Here is a 24683-nt window from a genome sequence, read left to right on the forward strand (position 1 = left end):
TCCTAGGTTGTAGATTATTTATGAAATCAAATGCGTTACGATGGAATGAGGCGATAGCTCGCAGCTTGCAACCTCTTCGCCTAGACCTAGCGTTACACTGTGCACTTCTTCACTTTCATTCATCAGTACGACAGCAATACTACCGTCAGGATTACGGAATGCTGTGGTTAAGATACCTTCCGCTTCAGATGTAAATCCGATCCGTACCGCACCTGGCGCAATGAATTTACTGAAATGCCCAATGTAATAATAGGAGCTGTTATAATGCACTTCATCTGTTGTCGTATCTGCAATAATCGGCGCATCGCAGAGATTGCCTACATGGTTAGGACCTCCAGTCTCATCCAGTACCAGGTTCCAATCCAGGTATCCTTCTGTCCACGCATTGAGATCTCCAATCATGTTTCTGCCGTAACGTTCGCCAGTAAACCATTCCCCCAGCTTAACGCCGCCCTCTTGGCAGCCCTCTGCGAACAACAGATGCTTGTCAGGAAATAAATCATGTACCTTTTCTACTTTGTCGAACTCCTCGCCTCCGTACCAGTGAATACCTGTACCCCACACATACTTCGCAGCCTCAGGATCAGATAATACTGCCGAAGCACGCTCGACCATAATATCGCGGTTATGATCCCAGATTACAATGTTCACATCTGAATGGCCGGTCTGATGCATCATCGGTCCAAGATGATTTTTAACAAAATCCCGTTCCTCTTCCGCACTATAAATACATGAATCCCAGACCTGAACGGCAGCCGGCTCATTTTGCACGGAAACTGCCCAAATCGGTACTCCCTCTTTTCCATAAGCTTCAATGAATTTCGTATAGTAGCGTGCCCAAACTTCTGCGTATTCCGGCTTCAGTGATCCACCGTTATTCATTTCTCCATTTGTTTTCATCCATGCCGGAGGGCTCCAAGGAGAAGCCAGCATCGTGAATGCACCGCCTCTTACTTCCATGGCATCTTTTATCAGCGGAAGTACCCACTTATGGTCATGTGAGATATCAAAAGTAGCTAGCTCTGTGTCATGATCAGCAACATAAGTATAATTGCCGAGGGCAAAATCACAGCTGTGAATATGAACACGCCCCATGCTATAGCCTAATCCCTCTACTGGATGGAAGTACCGATGAATAACCTCTGCTCGTTTCTTGGAGCTCAGGCGTGACAACGTATAAGCAGCAGCTTCAGTGAAAGCGCCGCCAAATCCAATCATCTTTTGAAACTCCTGCTCTGGCTTAAGCTCCACATCGGCAGACCCAGATCCTACTCTTGCGCTAAAAACAATTGCATCTTTTGGAGTTAAGCGTTCCCCTGTATCTTTTGCAGTTACCACAGTTTGAACTTTTGCCATTTCATCCAGCTCCTTTGAATTGTTTTCTTACCAAAGCACTAGTCTTTACTGGATCATCTTCCGATGTTATAGATTCGGAGCAATGAGCCATCAAATCGAAACAATCGAAACCGGTTTCGATTGTTTCGAAAAAAAATGATCTTCCAAATCAATTGAAAGAGCATTTATAACAATGGGTCTATTATAGCTCCATCTCACTACATAAGATGTGCCAAATACCACTATCTCATCTCATAAGAACAATTGAAAGCTATACTGTCTTTTACTTTAGCAGGACTCTTTTCAGTTCGTCAAGATTTATCAGACTACTTTCCGCTAATCGGAGGTGCACAGGATTCCCGTTCAACCACTTCCACCGGAACTAAAATCGCTTCCTTATCTAATACTTTACCTTCAATTGAGGTTAAAAGAATGTCCGCCGCTTGGCTTCCAAGAAGCTCCGTATCCTGACGCACCGTTGTCAATGCAGGTGTAACGTACTCGGCAAGATCGATGTCATCGTAACCCATAACTGAAATATCCATCGGTACGGAAAGTCCACTATCTTTAGCGGCCATAATAGCCCCTAAGGCTAGTAAGTCACCGGAAGCAAAGACGGCGGTTGGACGTTCAGGGAGCTTAAGAAGCTCCAGCATCGCGTTATAGCCGCTTTCTCGAGAATAAAAGGCTCCGTTTACAACATAGGACTTAGGTACTTTAAACCCTCGCTGCATCATAGCGGTCTTGTAACCCAACTCCCGCATTTTACCTGGAAATGTATTCATGCCTCCGGAAATATGGGCAATCTTGCGATGCCCCAAAGAGGCTAGATACTCCACTGCCAGCTGGGCTCCAGAAGTATTATCTGAGCATACCGTATGCGTCTCAGAAGTCTCAAAATCCATAATAACGGTAGGAATATCACTCTCAAGCAGTTCACGGAAATACGGATCCTCATAATCGGACAAGAAGACAACAACGCCGTCTACGCCACGAATCCTGCAATTCTCTAAATAACCGCTTTGCTTACCACCGACATCTTTGGAGATAAACATGAGGGCATAACCCTTTTCAACAGCAACCTTCTTAAAGCTTTCGATCACAGCGCTGAAAAAAGGATGGCGAATACCAAATCCCGTATTCTCTACGAACAGCACGCCGATGGTCCACGATTTCTTAGTGGTCAATGTACGGGCATGTGAATTTGGCAAATACCCCATTTCTTGGGCAACCCGGAATATTTCCTGACGAGTTTTCTCACGTACATCGGAATAATTATTAAACGCCTTAGAAACCGTTGTTGGAGAGTAACCGGTTCTTTTGGCAATATCGTATATCGTTGTCAAATCGGCTCGCTCCTTGCCCTGACAAATGAAATGCCTTTTGTTCACTGCAATTTTAACGTCTTTCCGTACCGCCGTCCAGCGAAAAGTAACTTTGTACAGAGGGGAGTAGTGTAACGGTCTGAATCAACAGCCCTAGACTCATATAGATCAGATGTATCATTGCAACACTATTCAGCATGTACGTCTGCACCGTTATCCAAATGATTTGCCCAAACCCGATATACAGAGACAAAGCCCAGAAGCTATATAATTTCTTGAACGGATTTAATCGTTCCACCAAGTGCCACTGAGGTCTCTTGATCAGACCATAAACAACGAGGAGGGGCAGTAATCCAAATACGATAAATAGCAGAATACCCGGGAATAAAAAATCAGAGAATGGCGATCTTTCCAGCATAGAAGTCGGCATTTTCATTAGATCCCCGCTTGGATCTATTACAAGAGCACCGCCCCCTCCTAACGCTCCAACCCCCAAAAAAATAAGAAGAATATAAAGCCATGTTACTGTACCCGGCCTTCCCTTCGTTAATTCCATTTCACTTCCCCATTTCCAAATAAGAATTAGAGCAACCCTATCTAGATAACGAATCTGCCCTTTTTTCTATTTTACAAGTTTTCCCTGTTTATCACCGAGATGCATATCACAAATTTGGCTGTGTTTACGGTTTTTTTACGTACGATGTGAACAGCAGCGCTTTACGTTATACTAAGTTTAGAAGCTAACATTTCACTTAACGGAACTCATAAATAAACATCATTGAATCCAAAGCATAAACAACTTCTACGTCCTTATAAGCGAGAAATCCAAGACATAAATTATGGTGTGGAACTTATAGTTTATATTTCAAAAACAAGGAGACAGGACATGCGTACACATGCGCTGCACCTAACATATCTATGAACGATACCGACCTTCTATCTACCAAGCAGTGTGCTTATTGCCACAAGCTGAAGCCGCACACAGAATTTCGCAGACGTACAGGAAAACGTTCCAAGGGGCAGTCACGCCGTGGTGCCTGCCGTGAATGTCGCAAACAACGGGAAACACTAAATATAAAACTCACAGCAAACCCCTTACTGGTGAAGCTTGATACGATCCAAACCCATCAGCACACTCTATTGGAGCGTCCCAAAGAGGGAAAGCCGTCTTCCGCTGCTGCTTCTTCAGGACAATCTAATCCGAACCGACGCGTACGAGGTTTGGAACAGCGAAGAAAAAGTCCGCATGCTCAAGGCACAAAGCTAAATCCCGAAGATCCAACCCAATTGATTCCTTCTACCAAAGGGATGATTCTAATGCGCGGTCATAGCGACAAGGGACGGCGCTGGCATCAGGAGATTGATCTAGAGCTTGCAATTACCCTGGTCAGGGAACATGCCGCTATCGTTGTAAACCGTCGAACTATTCGACGATTGTATAGTAATAAGGATTTTCGCGCTTATATACTAGCCAGAGACAATTACACCTGCTACTTCTGCGGCGCTTATGGGGACACCATTGATCATTTACTACCTCGTGCTAAAGGGGGGCATACAACCCCAGATAATTGCGTCTGCGCTTGCACGTTATGTAATCAGACTAAAGCTGATAAATCTGTTGAGGATTTTATGGGCCGAATATAACAACTTAAACCAAAAAGCCCTAATTCGTAGGTTGTTCTGTTTCCGTGAACAGAACAGCCTCCGAGATTAGGGTCGCTTTTTAATGTGGAGAAGTGTAGTTTATTTAGTTGCCTGTAATATTCTTAACTCGTCCTACCTGTCCGCTAGTCAATCTGACCTTAATGCCATGCGGATGTCGAGGCGAGTTCGTGAGAATATCTTTCACCGTACCGTGTGTTAGCTTGCCTGTAGGCTGATCCTGCTTAAGTACAATATCCACTTCAAGCCCAGGACGAATATCCGCTCTTACTTGTCCGTTCATAATGTAATCCCCTTTCATGGGTTATAATGTTGTCAACTACAATAGATAAGGATGAGACGTTATGGCCTTCGGCATCAATAGAGAAGAATTATCCCGGTGGAAAAAAGCGGTCTCCGCAGGAGAGATCGCCTTCTTGACTCATTATTGGCTGGATCCACGCTTTCCCGGCATCACTACCGTCACCAAGGTGGGCTGTAGTGATCTTACCACACTGAAACACTGGTGCGAGGAGAATGGATTGCCTGCCCAATATATTCATAATCGTTCATCGTTTCCCCACTTTGACCTCATTGGACCTAGGCAGGCAGAAATCCTTCGACAAGAAGGTCAATGGGATCAACTGGAACGTTTCAAACTGCTCTAAATACAAATTGTGATTTGAGACGTATTAATTACTTCTTTTTGCGTAAATCCTGCATGATTTTACGGCCGGTAGGTGTCTGTGCTAAACCGCCCCCTGCAGTCTCGCGGTGTTTCTCTGGCATAGCTGAGCCTACCTCGAGCATGACCTTGATAACTTCATCAGAAGGAATCACACTACGAACACCAGCCAGTGCCATATCTGCGGCGGCAAGTGCAGTAACTGCACCGAATCCGTTTCTAACAATACAAGGAATCTCAACAAGTCCGCCAACCGGATCACAAATCAGGCCTAAAGTGTTCTTAAGTGCTAACCCGACAGCATGCACTGCTTGTGCAGGCGTTCCGCCGCGTAGCTCGGTTAACGCGCCTGCTGCCATCCCAATGGCAGAACCTACCTCAGCTTGACAGCCGCCTTCCGCACCCGATACAAAGGAGTTATTGGCGATGACATAACCGATGGCCCCGGCTGCGAACAATCCGGATACCATGTAGTCATCATCCCAGCCAAACCGTTCCTGACAACTGAGAAATACACCCGGAATAATCCCGCATGAACCAGCAGTAGGCGTCGCAATGATCCGGCCCATAGAAGCATTCACTTCGGATACAGCCAGCGCGTAAGCCATAGCTTGACCTGCAGGTCCACCTAGGCATGGCTCATCAGCCGCGTTGTATGCTCCTACCCGCTGGGCATCCATGCCTGTAAGGCCGCTGCGCGAAGTTGTATCTTCATGCATCCCGCGATGAACAGCCTCTTTCATCACGCCATAATATTCACGCATCGTGGAAAATTCATGATCACTGGAACGTCCGGATTCCGCGCTTTGCTCTTCGAGCATAAGTGCTCCAATCGTGAGACCACGTTCCTCACACAATACAGCCAGCTCGCTAAGTGTTTGAAAATTCATGTTAAACTTTCCTTCCCCTTCTCATCTTGCTTACCTTCGTTTAAATTAACCAACTTCACGGATTTCACAGCAGTGAGCGCTTTAAGCGCTTCAATAAGCTCCGGTGTAGCCGCTTCATCCAGCTCCAGCACCGTTAAGGCTGCACCACTACGATTCTTACGATCCAGAGACATATGCCCTATATTAAACTGTCCGTTACGCATCACTTCCGTAACACTCGCCAGAACACCTAAATAATCCATATGATTAATCAGAACCGTCGGATAGATCCCCGTAAGCTTCACTCCAAAACCGTCGATATCAACAATCTCGATGTTTCCGCCACCAATAGATGTCCCTGTTAGTGTCAGTTCACTTCCTGTTTCTTGTCCGATGAGATGCAGCTTAACGGTGTTCGGATGTGGGAACAGACCTGTTCCTTGCTTAAAAGAAACTTCCATCCCGGCTTCGACCGCCAGTTCTAGGGAATCTGGAAGCCGATGATCGTCAGTAGTGAAATCAAGTAACCCTCCAACAATCGCTCGATCTGTGCCATGTCCCTGATAAGTTGCTGCAAAAGAACCAAAAAACGTTACTTCAGCCACACGCGGTACTTCACCCAACACCTGCCTTGCAGCCCTCCCGATCCGTGCCGCCCCAGCGGTATGTGAGCTTGAAGGACCGACCATCGCCGGACCAATAATTGAAAATACATCCTTAAAACGCATAAAAGACCTCCTGCCTGCAAGAATAGGCAATTATCGTACTCCTATATAGTATACTGCACTAGCAGTCGGAGTTCACCGTGACATTTGCTGTGATATCCAAATGCCTGACTTTGCGTATTCAAAGGCTAGTATTTCTATTTCATGTCCTGAGTATCACAAGATATCCTGGGAGCACAGCATAATTCCACCTCTATACTGCCAGCCCATCCCTTCCCAGAACCCTCTTCCATGTTCATTGGTTTCAATAACCATCAGGTGGCACTTGGCAATACCGGCTGCGCGGAGATTCTCAAGACAAGATCATACTTGTTCCCTCGCTTGAACAGAATGGCATAAAGCATGAAGAGCGCTCCGAGGAAGCTTTTCCAGCTCCAGCAGCGCTTCGTAAGGATCGCCCTCTAATCCCATAGCTTTTGCAAAGGCAGGCTCTGTCTTCCATCCGCTTGATTTTAAAAGAATGATCCGTTCGCGAAAATCATCATCCATCTGAGCTAAAATTTCAGCTTCAACGATCATATGCAAATAACCATTCTGGAGCTCCGTTCGCCTCGGCTGTCCAAACAGTTCGATAGGCCAGCCCTTTACCATAAAGTTAATTTTCGTTCGAGGAATGCCTTGAACCACTCGTGATTCGCTAACAAACCCCTCCATGGCTCCAAAATATCGAACAACTAGCGCCTTAAACTTCATAGGATCATAAACCTCACAAATGATATCCAAATCGCTGCCCTCCACTTGAATTCCAAGCGGTATTGTCCCAACCAACAAAGGGTTATAGTCCGTTAGCAAATTCATAATATCGAGCTCTAAAAGAAGGTTATAGACCTCTTTCTGAACCGCGGTTCCATGAATCAAATCATCGATATTTCGACAATCATTCATTTTGGACAAGCGCCTCCTCCGACTCGGGTTTATAAACGCATATGTATGTATTGATGACAGCGCACGCTTTTCTGGGCGCATGCATAGAAATATACGGAAGGTAGAACGCAAGGAGGTTATTTCAAAAAAATGAATCCCATCTACCCCTATTATGGGGAGCGGACAGTATGTAAAGAGCAGCCTATTGCTTTTCCTCCACAGCATCAAGATCTTCAGCCGGGCCTGGAGAGTCTGATGAATCCTCGTCCCATCAGTGAAAACCCGGAAATTATCGGCAGTGGAAAACTGAAGGGAAAGGTTGCACTCATCACCGGAGGCGACAGCGGAATTGGTAAAGCCGCAGCCATTGCTTTTGCAAAAGAAGGTGCAGACATTGCTATAGCTTATTTATACGAAGCCTCAGATGCGGAAGTCACTCAAAAGCGGATCGAAGAATTAGGGCAACGCTGTCTAAGGATTGAAGTTGATTTACGCCATAAAGAGAACTGCTTCAGGGCTGTGGAGCATACGATTCGCACCTTCGGCAAGCTGGACATTCTGGTCAATAATCACGGTGTCCAATATCCACAAAAAAGTATTTTGAATATCACAGAAGAGCAATTGTACCAGACGTTCCAGACGAATATCTTTCCATTCTTTTACCTCACTCAGGCCGCACTTCCACATCTTAAAAAAGGTGCATCCATCATTAATACCGCTTCCATTACTGCCTATCAAGGAAATAAGGAGCTCATAGATTATTCCTCCACCAAAGGGGCGGTGGTCTCTTTTACCCGCTCTTTAGCCTTATCTCTCGTAGACGCTGGCGTCCGTGTCAACAGTGTAGCCCCCGGTCCGGTATGGACCCCACTGATTCCCTCAAGCTACTCTGCAGAGGAAGTTAGTATCTTTGGTACAGATACACCCTTTAAACGTGCTGCACAGCCTTATGAGCTAGCAGGAGCATATCTCTTTTTAGCGGGCCCTGATTCTTCATATGTTACCGGGACATGTATACATGTCAACGGTGGAGATATGGTCACCAGCTGATACACAACTCACCACGAGAGGAATGTATACCTATGAATAAGATGCCCGATTATGATATTCCTTCTGTCCGTTTAACAAGCGGCATGTATGCCTTAACAAAATTAGCCTGCGCAGGGCTAACGTACGTCCTTATCTCCTTACTTATGCTTGGGTTTCCACAACATAACGGCATACCAGAGGGTTGGCCACTTTCGATCCCCTATGCGATTTACGCTTATGGACTGCCAGCCGCACTAGTAGCCGATGTTCTGCTGCGCCTCCTGCGTACCACATCCCACATCGTTTCCCTTGTTGTATACGTAGCCGCAGGTTTCGGTGCAGGTCTATGGCTGGCAGCAGAACAAGGTGCAGAGCTACTGCTGTGGGGCCTGGCTGGAATTTTGGGACTGCTGCTGCTACGAGTGACGCAACTGGGTGTAGAGCGTTCCCCTCTGTTACTGCCTGTGTTTGCACTATTTCTACCGCTGCTCTGCTTGCTGCTGTTATAAGCTGCACTCAGAGTGCTTCTATGATATCACCGGCAATAATAGCCGCTGGATTATTCCGCTGACGGGCGGCTCTCTCCCCTGCTAATCCGTGTAGATATACACCAAAAGCTGCTGCCTGCGCCTCATTAAGTCCCTGAGCCAGCAGGCTGGAAATGATGCCCGTTAGCACATCACCGGCTCCACCAGTACCCATGCCGGGATGGCCTGTGGTGTTTACATAAGCTTGCCCTTCAGGCGTTGCTATAACCGTATGTGCTCCTTTTAATACAAGGGTAACCCCATGCTCTTTCGCATATCCCATAGCCAGACTGATGCGGTCCCGTTGCACCTCAGCTGTTGTTATACTAGCAAGACGGGCCATCTCACCTGGATGAGGCGTCAGAATCACCGGATGGCGTCTACTTGCCCAGCTCTTGTAATCAGCGTCAGCTAATATATTTAAAGCATCCGCATCGATCACCAGAGGACAATCCGTCCCTTCCCAGAGATTGCGAAGCCATTCTGTATCAGCCTCGAACCGACCAAGACCGGGACCAATGGCAAGAACATCTCGCTCTTTACTTAGCCTCAGTAGCTCTGAAACGCTCCCTGCTTGCCAGGTTCCATCTTCATTGCCCCCAACATCGGCTAACATGAGTTCAGGGGCAGAACCGATGATACAGGGCAGCAGCTTCTGAGGAAGCGCCCATGTCACTAATCCGCAGCCTGCCCGGAGCGCAGCACGGGCAGAGAGCAGTCCGGCGCCGCTCATTCTTAAGGTGCCGGCAGCAAGAAGGACATGCCCATAAGTACCCTTATGGCCTTCAGGCGAACGCCGGCGGGCCATATCTACGCCCAGATGGGCATGCAGCACTTCCGGTGTCAGCAGGTGAACCTGCACACCGCTTTCAGGGGCCAAAGAAGACGGAATGCCGATGGCCCGGACCTTCACATGCCCCGCTGCGCCTGCACCGGGGTATTGCAGGAGGCCTCGCTTGAGAAACGCGAGGCAAACCGTCACCGACGCATGAATGCAAGGCTCATGCGTTTCACCGGTGTCCGCGTTCAGACCACTCGGGATGTCCGCGGACACGATCACTTTGCCGCTGCTATTCGCTGCGGCAATCAGCTCCGCATAGGCGCCGCGAGGGGCTCCCGCGGCGCCAGTGCCGAGCAGCGCATCCAAGATGCCGCTGCACTCGGCAAGGTCCAACCGATCCCTGCCGTATACCACGGCAGGAAGGCCCATAGCTGCAGCCACATCGCGCTGCAGGGCGGCCTCGCCGGAGAGCGACTCCGGCGGCACCGCATAAACGAGCGTGACGGCGATGCCGGTCTCGCGAAGATACCGTGCGGCGGCGAGGCCATCGCCGCCGTTGTTGCCTTTGCCGACGAGGATGAACCATCGCTCGGTGGCGGCATTGTCCAAGGTCAGCGCATGATCTGCGCTGACCTGAAATGCATCCTTCCCGGCGTCTTCCCATCCGGCTGCATTTCTGCAGCCCTCTCCACCTCTCCGCCGGCACAGCGCAACGATCTCCTCTGCGATCACTCTTCCCGCATTCTCCATCAGCGCAATAGCTGGAATCCCCAGCCGCTGGATTGTTTCTCCGTCCAGCCGCCGCATTTGCTCAGCAGTTACCAGATACATGGTTCGGCCCCTTTCCGCTACACTTCAATCCACAACTAGCTTGATATCAATAAGCTACAGTAAATCTCGTCCGGCTAAAATTCCCTTCCTCCAGCTCGTCCACCATAGCTACAGCAAAATCCTCTACACTGATTATACTTTCGCCATTCTCATCAAAAACGAGACGGTCGAGTCCAATGCGGAATTGGCCTGTACGTCGACCTGAATGAACTACCGCAGCAGGACTGGCATACGTATAGTCCAGTTCTGTGTTTTTGTAAATTTCATAAGCTTCCGCATGTGCCTCTGCCAGTGGTCTAATCTGAGCAGGGAAATCTGCCGTATCCATCAACAGCTCTCCTGATTCAGTCTTCAAACTCCCTGCACCACCCACAACTAACAGTCGATTTAGCCCAGCTTCTTGCATTCCCTCTACAATTGCCTTAGCTGCTGTTATCAAATCCTTCTCTTGGCCGAGTGCTGGACCGTATGCACTGATTACCTCTTCATGTCCACGGACTGCAGCTGCGACTGAAGCAGGATCTAGAACATCTACAGTCGTGATATGCAGACGTTCATGTTCAAGGGTTACTGATTCTGGAGTCCGTACCGCAGCTGTTACCTCATGTTTTCTTTTTAAAGCCTCCTGTACAATCGCCTTTCCAATCGTTCCTGATGCACCCAATACTACAACATCCATCTGTTTTTTCCTCACTTTTTCCGGGTAAGGCCAGCGTGCGGCCTTCCTGCTTATTTATATTTTTCAATACTCGTCTCAATAGCCTTTCCCTTACAACCTTTAATCATTATTTATCCCCTGCGGTCCATTTGAAATCAAATCGCATCCGTTAACTTCCAAACGAAAAACCCCTTCACCAATACAAGGGGCACTCTCTACTAAGTAGCATGTCCTCACATTAAGGACGTAAAAACATTCCCTGAGAACGTGGCATGACCGATTCAAAGCCATATTGTGCATACAATTTAGAGGCTTCCCCATCCGCGATTAGACTGACATAAGCCTTGTCCGGTACAGTATGAAGAAATTCCCTGATTTCCCACATGATCAATTTCCCTAAACCGCGACCCTGATAAGAAGGCTTCACTGCGATATCCGTAACCTGAAAAAAGCATCCCCCATCGCCAATCACCCTGCCCATCCCGACCAAGGAATCCTCCTCATACAAAGTTACCGCAAAAATAGAACGAGGCAGCCCAATCGCAGCACCTTCCGCGCTCATTGCACTCAGTCCAGCCTCTTTTCTCAGCGCTAAATACTGTTCCACTGAAGGACATTCATGACGTATATCCAGCTTTCCTGTTGTCCCCATACCGTTCTCCTCCTAGCATCTTACAATAAAATAGACTTAGCGCCGTTCATCATTGCTGTTCCAACTATATACGACTCAATGGTGCACAGGCAAGACTCGCCTCCGTCTTATATATAATAGCCGCCTAGCACATAGGCTAGGCGGCTATTTTTATCGACGATTTTCAATTTATGAAGTATTATCTTCTTATTAACTAGGCGATTACTCCCAATAATCTGGTTAACTGATCTGGTATATCGTTTTACTACCACAAATATAGGTCGTTCCCCTTTAACTTAAAAATAGCTTCCATAAAGTAATAATCGCCATAAATGATTGAAACATGAATGTCTTTATGATGATACGCTGCTGAACCGCCCATTAAAAGATGATCGGAATCGGTCGTCCAGTCGCAGCGAGTAGCGTCCACTGTTTTCAGGAGCTTCAGCGTAGCGTTCAGGTAGACCTCCTTTTCGAGCTCGCCAACAACTTGGGCGATCTCGATCAGTCCGCAAGCTGCGATCACCGCTGCCGTGGAGTCTTCGTAAGCGGGCTCCTTCGGTTGCCGGAAATCGATTGGAATAACCCCGTTATCCGGAATATTAGCCATAAAATAATGCGCCACCCGTTTGGCCGCCTGCAAATACTCCGGCTTTCCCGTATGCGTATAACTGATCATAAAGCCGTATAAAGCCCAGGTCTGCCCACGTGTCCAGGACGAGCCATCCTCGTAGCCTTGGCCGCCGTAAGTTCGGACCACACCTCCATGGAACGGATCGAACTCCACGATATGATTCACGGAACCGTCCGGCCTGATAAAAGCTTCTAGAGCAGTGTCCGCATGCCTCATTGCGATTTGCGCATATCGCGGATCTTTAGTCTCTTCGCTCGCCCAATAGAGAAGCGGGAGATTCATCATGCAGTCCACGATCGCCCACCCTCTTGTATCTTCGCTGGCCGTATCATCGTTCCAAGCGCGGATAAATCCGCCTGCCAGATTAAATCGTCCAGCAAGTAAGTTGGCGGCATGCATTGCCCTCTTACGAGATTCCAGATTTCCGGTCACTTTATAATTGGCCAAGCTCGTAGGCAACCACATAAATCCGACATCATGATGGAGACCGTAGAATTGATGGAAGCAGGCATCCAATGCATCCTCCGTGAAATTGGCGATTTCCTTGTACTTCTGAGCACCGGTTTCATGGTGCATGAGCCACATCATACCGCCCCAAAATCCATTCGTCCACCAGTTGATATCTTTTTCGATCTGATTGTCGTGCGTGCCATTTCTTGTCGTGTATGGAATTTTGTTTCTTGATCGTTCACATACGGCGTCCATTTTGTCCGTTAGTTTAGAAATGACATTATCTACCCAAATTTGATCATCAGCCTGAAGGTTCAACAATCTGCTCACTCCTATTTTTAACTTTCTAAGGGTCCCCCCTTTTCAAGCCCGTTTGCTTATGTGCATATCTCTTTCGTTTATCGAAACCAAGTACTGATCTCCAAGCTCGAAGCTAAATACACCTTCCTCTTCTTCAATAATCTGAACGGCAGGCTGTTGCCCCCCTTGAAAAGGAATAAGCACGGTCAAGAAAGTCATAGTACCGCTGTATCTATCCTGAAAGCGGACCCTTGTCGAAGGCCTTGAGAGATCGGTCTCATCGGATAATCTTCCCTCCAAGAGATTCAATTCTCCCGTATGGCTTGTCGCTATCGCCAGATTCGCAATATCACTTGTCGCGACCACACCGTTCTTGTTCTCCTCCACCTCGACAAAATCTAGATGGAAATAGCGCTGAACGCTATGGTCATTCAGCCCTTCTACCCGATCGGCAATAAGCACGAATCGATTATCCACTAGCGAAATATGCCGGTAATGAACAACCGGATCGTAGTTGGTATGACAAGCACTGGCGAGCCGGTAGAAGCCTCTATCTTCTACATTGTAGATTCCACCGGGCTTTTGCGGCCCGAATTTAAACGGAGAAATATACTCGAAATGATCTCGCTCATCGATCAGCAGTGTGGAGTGATAATTTGAGCTCTTAAACTGTTTGCGGTCTTCATCATCCCGATAACAAAAAAATCCGGGATCGCAAATCATGTCTTTTCCAAGCGCCGTAAAATCAAAGCTCATCAAATCGATATGGGCATGGGCATTCTGTATTGGGCTTTTACATGTAAATAAAAAGCTAAGAGCCTTCGAATCCCAGCCGCTGCGGATAATCGCTTGATCTAGCGTACGATTCCAGAATGTCGTCTGCTTATCTAATACAAATTGTCTGCCCTGCAGAGAATGCAGCTCTTCCACGAATTGGCGAACATCGAGTGCTCTCCATACATGCTTGCTTGCTTCCCGTACCACCTCAGTCACATCGATCAAGTTCGTTGCTAGCCCCAGCCAGGAAACATCATCCAACGCAAAATACCCATAAACACCGGACATTACAGCAAGCGGGTTCGCATAGGAATCACCTACAGGTACACATTTCCCGGTTGGTCTTAACGAGTAAATGGAGTAATCCAGATTTTTTCTAAACCGTTCCATGTACGCTGGGGAGAACTGAAACTGGAAACGCTTAGCCAGAACCACAGCCAGCCCAAACCAGAACATACAGCCATTATGATACGATGGGCAGCCCTCGATTTGACCGCCGTCCTCTGTCAGTTGCGCCATGCTGCACTTTTCGATGCCCTCGATCGCAAAAGCCTTCCATTCCTCAGCTTCTTTCAGCTCGGGAAAGTAAAGGGCAGTCGTCAGAAGGCCCAAACATTCCATTAAATAATGGTTATGATCTGCTTTAGGCCACAGCTGAGGCGACACGTTACGCAAAGCTTTTACTTGCTTGTAAATGACCGTTAAATACTGCTCTAATACTACCTCCGTAAACAGCTCCGAGCGGCCTAGATGCTCCAAGACAAGCGGCCAAATTTTGTAGCCCCGGATACCAATCTCCAAAACCCTCAGCGGATGGCATTCCGTAAAATAGCCAATCGGCTTATCCAGTAAGTCCTCAGGAATAGTGACCGTTTCGATCCAGTCCAGCATTTCGTCGATGACCTTTAGTCCGTATTTCGCGTCCTTGGTGAGCGAGTAGGCTTCCAGTAAATCCTGCCAATGAGTCATGCGGTTCAGCTGCCATAAATATTCATTGTCATTATGTCTGCGCTCTAGCCAGCTAGGCGGATTCCCGACAAACTCCCTGACTCCCCCTGTGCCAGGAAGCATGATCATTCCTTGATAGGCGAATTCGGCATTCGCGATCGTCTCGCGCACGTGATCAGGCATATGTGCTGCGATATAGGCGCCCTTCTCACCCATCGGCTCCAGCCGCGAACGCAAGTTAGCTAATAGCTCCGTCGTAGTCATCTGCTCTTTCAGCAATGATTGCAGATTCATTTATCCATCTCCGTTAAGTTATTTTCGATTATGAATGCTCCCTCCGAAATCATCTAGACTCCGGAAGGAGCGATGCCAACTATTTCATGTAACGGTCGTATGCAACTTGCTCTAACGCAAGCAAATCCTTGATGCCTAAGTCTTCCAATTCCTTGATATACTTACTGAATGTCTCATCGTTGACCGGTTCCACACCTAGCACCCATCTCTGCAGCTTTTCCTCAACATAAGTCAGTACGCCAGCATTTAACTCTTCAAATTCGCTCCGTTCCTCATCCGTATACGAAATCGGCGGATAAGCCTCCATAATATAGCCATTATCAATGTATTCCTTGATGCCTTTCAATGCAGTCGCGTTTGTCCATTGTTCTTCGTAAGCATAGTCTTGATGGAAGGCGAGCTCAATTTGTCCTCCCTCTTCCTGAAGCTGTTGAATCACTGTCTTTTCTTTATTTTCCAATATGGATTCTTTAAACTTCGGCTTGCCGTCCACGAGATCGTAGTGTTTTCCTTCGATACCAAAGTTCATCAATCTCCGGCCCTCCTCTGAGAACCAGAAATCCATATATTTGATCGCTTCGACGGGATGCTTAGTTGCCGCCGAGATTCCCCACCCGCTCGCATGCGTCTGCTTACGGGAGCTCTCTTCGACGACTTTGCCCTCGGTATTCGCTGGAGGCGTCATCGGACCAAAGGAGAAGCCAGGAATCTTAGTCGCAAGAATGTCATTGAAGTTAGCCGTGCTGGCGAACCAGTCGTGCGTTATGCCACCTATATTGTCTCCGAGCAAAATGTCACGCGCTTTCGCTCCGCGGGTGAAGATTTCTTTATCGATTAGGCCTTCCTTGTACCACTTCGCAATATTCTCGATTGCCGTCTTATAGCCCGGCTCATACATGCCGTACTTGACGACACCGTTGTCCGCGTAAAATCCGCGTTTTGCCGCATCGGCCCCGCCCCGCACGCCCCACTGGATCAACAAATCGTAAATCCCATCCAGCTTCGTTCGGCTAAAGTATGGAATTTCATCGTTTACTCCGTTACCGTTCGGATCTTTTTCTTTGAATGCTTTTAATAGTGCATACAGCTCATCTACCGTTTTCGGCTGCTCAAGTCCCAACTTATCCAGCCAATCCTGGCGTACAAACCAGCCCTTGGCAGCCGGACCATCTGGAGTAAAGTTTAGAAAATACGTCTTGCCGTTATAAGCCTTCATAAATTTGGCTGCATCTGGATGTTCGGACAAGAACTTTTTAATGTTCGGTGCATGTTCTTCGATCAATCCATCTAGCTCGAGAAAGGCCCCTTCAATCCCAAGGCTGTCGTACTGCTCTTTAATTTGATGATGAACCAGATCCGGAATTTTCCCTGAAGCCATCATTGTATTGAACAGTTCTTTACTATTCGTTGAGGCCTTAGATGCGGTTCCCTTCAGCTTAATATTGGTCATAGCTTCCGCTTCTTTAAAGATAGGCCAGTTATCATCGTATATAAACGTATCTGTGTAGTGCATGTGGATCGTCAGTTCAAGCGGGTCTTTGACGATCAGGTGCCCAGACAACTGGGTTGTGTCTGACTCTTTTGAATCATTCGCCGCACTTCCGCTATTTTGCGGAGCGTTATTATTACTACAGCCTGCCAGCAGCATACCGACTGTCATCATGATTATTGCAGATGATTTCATCCATTTTTTGTTACCCACATTCATGACCTCCCAATATTGGTTTCTTGCTTTCATAATAAAAAGTTGGAAACAGCCACTAGCCTTTGACGGAGCCGATCATGGTCCCTTTGACGAAATATTTCTGAATGAAGGGATAAGCTGCAACAATCGGAATAATGGAAATGATGATAGTCGCATAGATGATCGTTTCCTTTGAATATACCGCCATATTGCCCATCTCGTCATTCACGTTCATCTCAACAATCAGCTTCTTTAGCAGGACTTGTAGCGGCACCTTGCTCTCGTCGCTCAGTAGGATCATCGTCCAGAAATATCCATTCCAGCGGTGCACCGCATAGAACAATCCGATCGTCACAAGAGCGGCTTTGGACAGCGGCAGATACACCTTCCATAAGATCGTCAGATCATTTGCTCCGTCAACCTTCGCCGCTTCCTCGAGTTCCTCCGGAATGCCCTGGAAGAACGTTCTCATGAGGAACACATAGAAGGTCGTAATCGCGAATCCGATAACAATTGTGAACCTGCTATCGAGCATGTTCAAATCTCGGAAATTAAGATACATCGGAATCATGCCCGGTTGGAACCACATCGTCAGCGCGATAAAGAAGCTGATGGCCGTGCGCCCCATAATCCGTTTCTTAGACAAGGCATACGCACCGCAAATGGTGAGAATCAAGTTGGCCATTACGCCGAATATGGTGTAATAGAACGTGTTTAAGTAGGCAATCCAAATTCCCTTTTCCGATAATACCTTTGCATAGGAGTCAAAGTTAATATCTTTCGGCAACAAGATCACTTTGCCGGTAACGACCGCGTCGGAGGAGCTGATGGATGCGGATAAGACATACACAAAAGGGTACAACGCAAGCAAAGCAATAATCCCAAGAAATACGCAGTTAAAGATATAAAACAGCTTTTCGCCTCTGGTTTTTTTCATCTTCCATCACCTACCATAATCCAGTATCCGTTAACTTCTTGCTCATCTTATTGGCAAATACGACGAGAATAAATCCAACGACGGCATTAAACAGTCCCACCGCTGTAGCCAGATCGTAACGTGCATCCTGCAGACCAGCCCGATATACGTAGGTGTTAATAACGTCGGCCGCCTCATAGGTGGCTGGTTGATACAGAAGAATGATCGCCTCATAGCCAACTTCCAGCATGGAACCCACCTTCATGACAAGCATGATTGCGATCGTTGGAATGATGGCGGGAAGTGTGATATGCCACATTTGCTTCCATTTGTTAGCTCCATCGATAACCGCCGCTTCGTACAAGGCCGGATTGACGCCGGACAAAGCGGCTATATAGATGATGGTACCAAATCCCGCTTCCTTCCAAATATCCATGGACCCGATAAAAATAGTTCGGAAATAATCGGGATTGGTCAGAAAGTATTGCTTCTCGCCACCCATCATCTCAATCAGGATATTGATAATACCGTTACTAGGAGCCAAGAAGTTGGTAACAATCCCAGCTACGACAACGACCGAAATAAAATGGGGCAAATACGTAAAGGTCTGCACCGTTGTCTTGAAAATTCCATTCTTCAATTCGTTAAATAACAAAGCGAGGATAATCGGCACAGGAAACGCGAACAGCAATTGATACAAACTGAGCAATACTGTGTTTTTTAATAGCCGCCAGAAATATGGACTTTTAAAAAAGCTCTCGAAGTGTTCAAACCCCACCCAGGGACTCGCTTCAATTCCTTTATATACACTGAAATCCTTAAAGGCGATCTGCAGGCCGTACATCGGCTTATACGCAAAGATGATATACCAAGCCAGAAACGGTATCAGGAGCAGGTAAAGATAACGGTCCCTGATCAGGTTGGTTTTTATTTCTTTAAAGTTAAGCAGCACCCTCTTCTCCTCTCGCAACGATGTTTAGCTGATCCCTTCAGGAGCGCTCCTATTTGAAAGGTCAGCGTTGCAATTTAAACTATAGGAATGAATGTAAGCGCTGTCTATCGCCATTATTTCATCTAGCAGCAACTCTTTATGTCTGGGTTCATAATGTGCATTATTTTATGTATCAACAATTTCTCGTATATAGAGAAACGCCCGTCGAACATACAATAGCCGCCTGGCAATTAAGCTAGGCGGCTTTGTTTTTGAATCAACGGTTCTCATTACTTGAAGCCTCATTCCTTCTCGTTAAGCTTCTTTGCGTATTGGCCAGGAGCTAATCCTTCATACTTGCGGAACATGCGAATAAACGTATTCGCATTGTTGCACCCAACCATTAGTGCTAAATCTCCAATTTTGATATCTTTCTGCTGGCGCATAATTTCTTTAGCTTGCTGCACACGATAAAAATTCAAGTAATCTTTAAAGTTTTCTCCGGAATGATTTTTGAACGCGATGCTGACATAACCGGGAGAGAAGTTAAACTCCTCCGCTATCATGCTAAGCGATAAATCCCTATTGTAGTTGTCATGAATATATTCAATCATCCGCTTTACCGTACTGTTATCCATCATTTCATTCTGCTGATCAATCGTATCCATCATGGCGCCAAACAAGGAAGTAATGGCGGAAACCATTAGCTCCTTTGATTCGCCGTGCTGTACGATGTCCAGAGATTCCTTATGAGCTTGAACGAACTCTTCGAAAGGCATATTCAACTGCTGGATAATTCGACTCAGCGTAGCCAACACAAGCAGGCTGAACTGGTCGAGCTGCTGCCTGGTTAACTGCCTTTGCTCCAGATTTTCCGATAGCAGGCGATTTAGCGTATTTAAAGCATTCTCCCGCTTGCCGCGAATCACATAGCTGATCAGCTCTCGTTCCGTATCGATAGGATAATAATAGCTCACCATCTGAACTTGACTGAGTTGTTTATACGTAATGACGGAAGTCTTGTCCACTGCCGATCTCCTCTTCAGAATATCAAGGGCCTGGATAAAGGAGCGGTCAATTTCGCCAGCAGAGGCTACGGGCTGGCCTACTGCTGCAGTCAATCCGTATGCATGTGCGTCCTCGATTTGAGCCATCGCTTTCATGAGCTTCTTCTGAATGGATTCCGTATCGGATTCACTGATTATGAAGACAAATTTGGTGAAATCGTGATCAAGCAACTCACAAGGAAAATGAACTTTCAACTGCTCATGAATAATCAAGGAAGTCTTTAATTTTATCGTAAGAATCGCATCTTTCGAATATTGCTCCTCCAATTCCTTAGCGTTCGAGAATGAAATCACACAAACGCTCAAGTTGCTAGAAAGGCTTTGCAGTTGATGTGCATTTAGCAGGTCATCCACCTTCTCAGGTGGAACGAGTCCATGGAGCAAATCCCGCAGGAACTTGTCTCTCATCGAAAGCTTGTGCTCATGTAGCGCGGATTTCATCTGTTCATTGGCTTTACTTATACTCGTCGCTGTCTCGTTCAAGAAAGCGAATTCGTCTGCTCCCGCAGGCTCACCGTAGCTCTTGAACAATCCAACGAGATGACCCACAGGCCGGTACATGCGCCTAGAAACTGTATAGGCGAACGCAAGTCCCACAAAGATAAGAATGGCTAATAAAAGTACAGTCCCTTTTAAATTGGGGGAAAAGGAGTCCACCAAAGAGTAGTTCTGTGTAACATACATATACGACCATTGCGGCATTGTATTCGAGCGGATTAAATGGAAATCGAATTCATCATTGGATAGCTTCTTATAATCCACGGTTGCCTGTTCATCCAGTTGTGCCAGTGGATAGGCAAGCAATTGCTTTTCCCGTTTATCGTCAAAGCTTGATTTAAGCGTCACGTATCTACCATTCTCGATAATGGCAAAAGCTTCTTGCGTATCAGGGGATAGGGGCGGTAGCAGCAATTGTTCAAAGAAGGAGACCACAAAAAATAATGAATTCCCTATTCCTACCCGTTCCGGATTAACGATAATTATGGATACGCTTTCATTATCTGTCGAAGTTGTCTTTTGGCGGCTCGATAGCGTTATGGTTGGACTCGTGCTGTCTGTGCCTAATTGTGCCAAATCCTCATTCGTCATTCCCATATCTTCCATATAGCGTCTTCTATCCGACGAAATTTGCGGCGTTATGACCAGATCGTCGTTAGTCTTCATTAAATCAATGCTATATCCGAATTCAGAGAATGCGTCTATATGATTTTGCAGTGCATAAGAGGTTTGTGTAATCTCATAGTAATTGCGTTCTTTTTCAGCGAATTTAACAACATGATCATTACGTCTCAATTGCGCAATTAAATTGAAAGAAACGCCGAGTTTCGTGTCAATTTTGTCGCGCGATTGCATGAGAAAATTCTGCTGGTTTTGACTCAATTCCGATCGCACTCTTTGACCGTCTTTAAAAAAAGAAAGGCAGACCGCAATCATCGTGTAAGCGAATACAATAATAAGATAAGCTATAAGTAGTTTTGTGAAAAAGGACTTTCTAAGCACTGAGATCTCCCCTTGATGATTCCTTTATAAATTGAAATTCACCCAATAGTAAAATTTGTATCCTTATTGGGTGAGCGTATATCTTTACACTCTTTTGGAAATATCTAACTCACACTATATATGAATATGAAAATGCCGTCCATTCCCAAAATTCATACACATCCACCAAAGTGGTAAGTATTATATTCTTGAATCCTATTACTCACTGTGTGGAATAGTATTTATAACAATATTCTAAAAAGGTTGGTGGCATAATGTCTCCTGTAGCAAAGCTGTTTAAATGGGGAACGTGTGTGTATGAGGCTTTTCTGGCTCTGCCTGTCCTCGGCGGTCTCTTTATTATAGCGAATGGTTGGGTCCCTCTTGCCGTTGCCTTTTTGCTCCACGCTGTAGCCATTGTAATCCTGCAAAGAGAGCGGAAACCCATCGTAGGGAATGTTCTAGGCATTATCACCTCGATTTTAGCGTTTATCCCACTCTTAGGTTGGATTATGCATGGCATCACTGCGCTCGTACTGTTGGTTGAAGGGATTTCCTCTTCACGTCAGGCAAATCGTTATTAATAAGAGCACCTAAATCGTCAGAAAAATAACCCGCCCCTATTCAGGAGTGGGTTATTAGCGTTTATTCTTAAATATGATATATACCTTTATGATTGCCCGAGATTGTATCAACGTCCTGCCGATTGGGAATCGGCCCGCCGGGTTCCACTCTCATTAATGTAACGCCCGTTTGCGTTGCCATTGCCATTCTCAAAACGTTTGCGTTCCGTACGCTCCATCTGAACAATCTGACCTTCATGCACTACGATGTGCAAGGAGCCAAATTCCATATCATCCAGAAGCCCTGCAATCCGCGTAAGCCATAAATCATCCACTTTCAGCGGTTTAGCCATTCTCTAGCCTCCCTTTCCCCATCCAAAGGATTATATCCGCCTAATCTCCATAATTCCGTTATTACCAACCAGTATACTATGAATTAACTTAGCACGGAACCAAAAGTACTGTCAATGGGCATTTTTTCGTGATAACCAGCTTTTAATAATCATCGTCACCAAAGCCAACAACAGGAGCAGAGATGCTACTGCAAAAGAGGCTGAAAATTGATATTCATTGTACAAAATCTCAACATGCAGCGGCAGTGTATTTGTCTCCCCACGTATATGCCCGGATACCACAGAAACTGCGCCGAACTCGCCCATGGCCCGCGCATTACACAAAATAATACCGTACAATAAGCCCCATTTAATATTAGGAAGCGTGACTCTGAAAAAGATTTGCCACCCATGTGCTCCGAGGGTAATCGCTGCCTCTTCCTCCTGTGTCCCTTGATCCTCCATCAGTGGAATCAACTCACGTGCCACAAAGGGAAAGGTCACAAACAGCGTGGCCAACACGATGCCTGGAAGCGCAAATACGATCTTGATATCATGGGCGCTCAGCCAAGGGCCAAACCAACCGTTAGCGCCGAAGACGAGCACAAAGATCAGACCGCCGATGACAGGCGATACTGCAAAGGGGAGATCAATCAAGGTAATAAGAAACCCTTTACCGCGAAAACGAAATTTGGTTACTGCCCATGCAGCCGCTACACCAAAAAAGGTATTCAGTGGTACAGTGATCGCTGCAACAAGCAACGTCAGCCGCAAAGCGGAACGGGCATCTGGATCGGTCAGAGCAGCTATATATACATCCCAGCCCTTTTTCAGCGCCTCGGTCAGCACAACAATCAAAGGCAAGGCAATCAGCCAAAAAAGGACTAGTCCAGCAGCTCCGATCAACACCCATTTTACAGCCTTGGTTTCCGTTGTCGCTGGCGAGGACGTATTCTTCTGTAGCCGGGGGGCTTGGAGTGGGATGGTGCCTGCCACAAGTTATTCCTCCTTTAAAGGGTTTTACGAAAGCATGATTAGCTTCTGAAAAATGCCGAACAACGGGAAATATGAAGTGTCTTCGAGTGAATTTGGGAGTTATCGGGCGGCTGGAATCGTTCAAACAAGATTACTGGTAATGGGTCACTCCAAGGAATATTGGACTTCCGATCGCTGTTATCCTCAGATTTCCTGATTTGAACCGCTGTCCGCGGTAGAAATCCGAGGATAAAGGCGAACGCTAACGCTTCTACAGTTCCAATATTCCTCTCCGTTCCTTTCTTACCAGTTATCTGGTTCAAAACTTCGAGATCGCTATCGCTCCTCTAAAAGCAAATTCACTCTGCGACTCCTCAATTTGCCTTAGGATTCCGCATTTCACGGAAGCAAGTATGCTTCGTAAAATAAAGTCGTCATTTACCTGTTCGGATGTAGCCTCGCTAATACTCGCTCAGCAAGTTCTAATACAAAAATATTAGAGAATAGGGAATAAAATCTGAGTAAAACCGAAAGACTTACCGAGAAGTCTTACGCACCCAACGCTGGAGCGTATTAATGACTAACAGCATTAAGAAGGAAATGAGCAGCAGGAGCAACGCAACGGCGGTAGCACCAGCGTAATCATACTGCTCCAGTTTGGACATAATAAGCAAAGGAGCAATCTCCGTTCTCATCGGCATATTACCGGAGATGAACACGACAGAGCCGAATTCACCAATACCACGGGCAAATGCCAAAGCAAAGCCGGTTAACAACGGCGGGAATAGCTCAGGCAGTACTACTGAACGAAAGGTTCTCCAGCGGCCTGCACCGAGGGTTGCCGAGGCTTCCTCCATATCTCGGTCCAAATCCTCCAGCACCGGCTGTACCGTTCGCACGACGAACGGTATCCCGATGAACATTAAGGCAAGGGTAATGCCAAGCGGAGTAAATGCCACCTTTAATCCTAGTGGCTCAAGCCACGCTCCGATCCAGCCATTTGTGGCATAAAGAGCCGTCAAGGAGACACCAGCTACAGCTGTCGGTAAAGCAAACGGAAGATCGATCAGCGCATCAAATATTCTTTTGCCCGGAAATTCGTAACGCACTAGTACCCACGCCAGCAAGAGACCTAGAATAGCATCCACAAAAGCAGCAGCCGCTGCCGTAGACAGGCTGACACGATACGAAGCCAATACACGCGGATCGGTAGCTACATCCCAGAATTTCGCCCAGCTCAGCCCAGTAGAATTGAACAACAATGCTGAAAGTGGCAAGAGTACCACGAGACTCAGGTAAAGTACGCTGTACCCCATCGTTATCCCAAAACCGGGTAGTATCTTTCGCCGCGTTGTCGCCGATACAGCTGTAGTCGTTGCGGTGACATTCATCCCCTATTCATCCTTTCTCGCCTTCGGCAGGTTAGCCGATC

Annotated in this window: 25 protein-coding genes; 5 read left to right on the forward strand and 20 right to left on the reverse strand. The window is 46.8% G+C overall.

Features of this window, described 5'->3' with window-relative positions; genetic code table 11:
• Positions 1 to 18: 18 nt before the first annotated feature.
• From MKX35_RS01095 to MKX35_RS01105, 3 genes are all read right to left on the reverse strand, one after another.
• A complete protein-coding gene (locus MKX35_RS01095; RefSeq protein WP_076300119.1) occupies positions 19 to 1356 on the reverse strand; it encodes a glycoside hydrolase family 30 protein in 1338 nt (445 codons plus the stop codon).
• Between the two features lie 305 nt (positions 1357 to 1661).
• Positions 1662 to 2681 carry a LacI family DNA-binding transcriptional regulator gene (locus MKX35_RS01100; RefSeq protein WP_076300118.1) on the reverse strand — a complete coding sequence of 340 codons (1020 nt, stop codon included), beginning with the start codon at positions 2679 to 2681 and terminating at the stop codon, positions 1662 to 1664.
• 52 nt (positions 2682 to 2733) lie between these two features.
• A complete protein-coding gene (locus MKX35_RS01105) occupies positions 2734 to 3216 on the reverse strand; it encodes a hypothetical protein (protein ID WP_076300117.1) in 483 nt (160 codons plus the stop codon).
• Positions 3217 to 3578: 362 nt separating this feature from the next.
• On the opposite strand from MKX35_RS01105, the gene MKX35_RS01110 reads away from it, so the two are divergent.
• The gene (locus tag MKX35_RS01110) at positions 3579 to 4304 is read left to right on the forward strand and encodes an HNH endonuclease (protein WP_076300116.1); all 726 of its coding nucleotides are present in this window, start codon (positions 3579 to 3581) and stop codon (positions 4302 to 4304) included.
• Positions 4305 to 4407: 103 nt separating this feature from the next.
• On the opposite strand, the gene MKX35_RS01115 is transcribed toward MKX35_RS01110, so the two are convergent.
• Positions 4408 to 4605 (reverse strand): YwbE family protein, encoded by a 198-nt coding sequence (locus MKX35_RS01115; RefSeq protein WP_042184438.1) that lies wholly within the window; start codon positions 4603 to 4605, stop codon positions 4408 to 4410.
• 61 nt (positions 4606 to 4666) lie between these two features.
• Between MKX35_RS01115 and MKX35_RS01120 the strand changes: the two genes are divergently transcribed.
• The gene (locus tag MKX35_RS01120) at positions 4667 to 4969 is read left to right on the forward strand and encodes a hypothetical protein (RefSeq protein ID WP_042184436.1); all 303 of its coding nucleotides are present in this window, start codon (positions 4667 to 4669) and stop codon (positions 4967 to 4969) included.
• Between the two features lie 28 nt (positions 4970 to 4997).
• On the opposite strand, the gene sdaAA is transcribed toward MKX35_RS01120, so the two are convergent.
• The 3 genes from sdaAA to MKX35_RS01135 all read right to left on the reverse strand — a co-directional run bounded on the left by sdaAA (position 4998) and on the right by MKX35_RS01135 (position 7465).
• The gene (gene sdaAA / locus MKX35_RS01125; protein ID WP_042184434.1) at positions 4998 to 5876 is read right to left on the reverse strand and encodes an L-serine ammonia-lyase, iron-sulfur-dependent, subunit alpha; all 879 of its coding nucleotides are present in this window, start codon (positions 5874 to 5876) and stop codon (positions 4998 to 5000) included.
• The gene (gene sdaAB / locus MKX35_RS01130) at positions 5873 to 6583 is read right to left on the reverse strand and encodes an L-serine ammonia-lyase, iron-sulfur-dependent subunit beta (protein WP_076285196.1); all 711 of its coding nucleotides are present in this window, start codon (positions 6581 to 6583) and stop codon (positions 5873 to 5875) included. The genes sdaAA and sdaAB overlap by 4 nt, the downstream gene beginning before the upstream one ends.
• A gap of 300 nt (positions 6584 to 6883) precedes the next feature.
• Positions 6884 to 7465 carry a DUF4269 domain-containing protein gene (locus MKX35_RS01135; RefSeq protein WP_076300115.1) on the reverse strand — a complete coding sequence of 194 codons (582 nt, stop codon included), beginning with the start codon at positions 7463 to 7465 and terminating at the stop codon, positions 6884 to 6886.
• A 129-nt stretch (positions 7466 to 7594) separates the two neighbouring features.
• Here MKX35_RS01135 and MKX35_RS01140 point away from each other — a divergent pair, with 129 nt between their 5' ends.
• Both MKX35_RS01140 and MKX35_RS01145 read left to right on the forward strand, forming a co-directional pair.
• Entirely contained in the window at positions 7595 to 8494 is a 900-nt protein-coding gene (locus MKX35_RS01140) for an SDR family oxidoreductase (RefSeq protein WP_076300114.1), read from the forward strand.
• A 32-nt stretch (positions 8495 to 8526) separates the two neighbouring features.
• Entirely contained in the window at positions 8527 to 8982 is a 456-nt protein-coding gene (locus MKX35_RS01145; protein WP_076300113.1) for a hypothetical protein, read from the forward strand.
• A gap of 7 nt (positions 8983 to 8989) precedes the next feature.
• Here the strand turns inward: MKX35_RS01145 and MKX35_RS01150 are convergent, their stop codons facing one another.
• From MKX35_RS01150 to MKX35_RS01190, 9 genes are all read right to left on the reverse strand, one after another.
• Positions 8990 to 10612 (reverse strand): bifunctional ADP-dependent NAD(P)H-hydrate dehydratase/NAD(P)H-hydrate epimerase, encoded by a 1623-nt coding sequence (locus tag MKX35_RS01150; RefSeq protein WP_076300112.1) that lies wholly within the window; start codon positions 10610 to 10612, stop codon positions 8990 to 8992.
• Between the two features lie 46 nt (positions 10613 to 10658).
• Positions 10659 to 11291, reverse strand: coding sequence for an NAD(P)-dependent oxidoreductase (locus MKX35_RS01155; protein WP_076300111.1), 633 nt, complete (start codon positions 11289 to 11291; stop codon positions 10659 to 10661).
• 217 nt (positions 11292 to 11508) lie between these two features.
• Complete coding sequence (locus MKX35_RS01160; protein WP_076300110.1) at positions 11509 to 11922, reverse strand: GNAT family N-acetyltransferase; 414 nt, start codon at positions 11920 to 11922, stop codon at positions 11509 to 11511.
• Positions 11923 to 12166: 244 nt separating this feature from the next.
• Entirely contained in the window at positions 12167 to 13306 is a 1140-nt protein-coding gene (locus MKX35_RS01165; RefSeq protein ID WP_076300109.1) for a glycoside hydrolase family 88 protein, read from the reverse strand.
• 42 nt (positions 13307 to 13348) lie between these two features.
• Positions 13349 to 15304 carry an alginate lyase family protein gene (locus tag MKX35_RS01170; RefSeq protein ID WP_076300108.1) on the reverse strand — a complete coding sequence of 652 codons (1956 nt, stop codon included), beginning with the start codon at positions 15302 to 15304 and terminating at the stop codon, positions 13349 to 13351.
• Between the two features lie 79 nt (positions 15305 to 15383).
• Positions 15384 to 17006, reverse strand: a complete 1623-nt coding sequence (locus MKX35_RS01175; protein ID WP_179086720.1) for an extracellular solute-binding protein — start codon at positions 17004 to 17006, stop codon at positions 15384 to 15386.
• 58 nt (positions 17007 to 17064) lie between these two features.
• Positions 17065 to 17925 carry a carbohydrate ABC transporter permease gene (locus MKX35_RS01180; RefSeq protein ID WP_076285188.1) on the reverse strand — a complete coding sequence of 287 codons (861 nt, stop codon included), beginning with the start codon at positions 17923 to 17925 and terminating at the stop codon, positions 17065 to 17067.
• A gap of 10 nt (positions 17926 to 17935) precedes the next feature.
• Positions 17936 to 18856: an ABC transporter permease gene (locus MKX35_RS01185; protein WP_256716358.1), complete on the reverse strand. Its 921-nt coding sequence runs from the start codon at positions 18854 to 18856 to the stop codon at positions 17936 to 17938.
• Positions 18857 to 19137: 281 nt separating this feature from the next.
• The gene (locus MKX35_RS01190) at positions 19138 to 21402 is read right to left on the reverse strand and encodes a helix-turn-helix domain-containing protein (protein ID WP_076300107.1); all 2265 of its coding nucleotides are present in this window, start codon (positions 21400 to 21402) and stop codon (positions 19138 to 19140) included.
• 254 nt (positions 21403 to 21656) lie between these two features.
• On the opposite strand from MKX35_RS01190, the gene MKX35_RS01195 reads away from it, so the two are divergent.
• Positions 21657 to 21965 carry a hypothetical protein gene (locus tag MKX35_RS01195; RefSeq protein ID WP_076285185.1) on the forward strand — a complete coding sequence of 103 codons (309 nt, stop codon included), beginning with the start codon at positions 21657 to 21659 and terminating at the stop codon, positions 21963 to 21965.
• Between the two features lie 107 nt (positions 21966 to 22072).
• Here MKX35_RS01195 and MKX35_RS01200 read toward each other — a convergent pair whose 3' ends face one another.
• The 4 genes from MKX35_RS01200 to cysT all read right to left on the reverse strand — a co-directional run bounded on the left by MKX35_RS01200 (position 22073) and on the right by cysT (position 24642).
• Positions 22073 to 22297 carry a YezD family protein gene (locus MKX35_RS01200; RefSeq protein ID WP_042184406.1) on the reverse strand — a complete coding sequence of 75 codons (225 nt, stop codon included), beginning with the start codon at positions 22295 to 22297 and terminating at the stop codon, positions 22073 to 22075.
• 111 nt (positions 22298 to 22408) lie between these two features.
• A complete protein-coding gene (gene cysW, locus MKX35_RS01205) occupies positions 22409 to 23272 on the reverse strand; it encodes a sulfate ABC transporter permease subunit CysW (protein ID WP_042184404.1) in 864 nt (287 codons plus the stop codon).
• 38 nt (positions 23273 to 23310) lie between these two features.
• Entirely contained in the window at positions 23311 to 23574 is a 264-nt protein-coding gene (locus MKX35_RS01210) for a hypothetical protein (protein ID WP_341043729.1), read from the reverse strand.
• A gap of 213 nt (positions 23575 to 23787) precedes the next feature.
• A complete protein-coding gene (gene cysT, locus MKX35_RS01215) occupies positions 23788 to 24642 on the reverse strand; it encodes a sulfate ABC transporter permease subunit CysT (protein ID WP_076285184.1) in 855 nt (284 codons plus the stop codon).
• Positions 24643 to 24683: the final 41 nt, after the last annotated feature.

This window comes from Paenibacillus sp. FSL R5-0923, from assembly GCF_038009145.1.
Taxonomy (GTDB): Bacteria; Bacillota; Bacilli; order Paenibacillales; family Paenibacillaceae; genus Paenibacillus_AQ.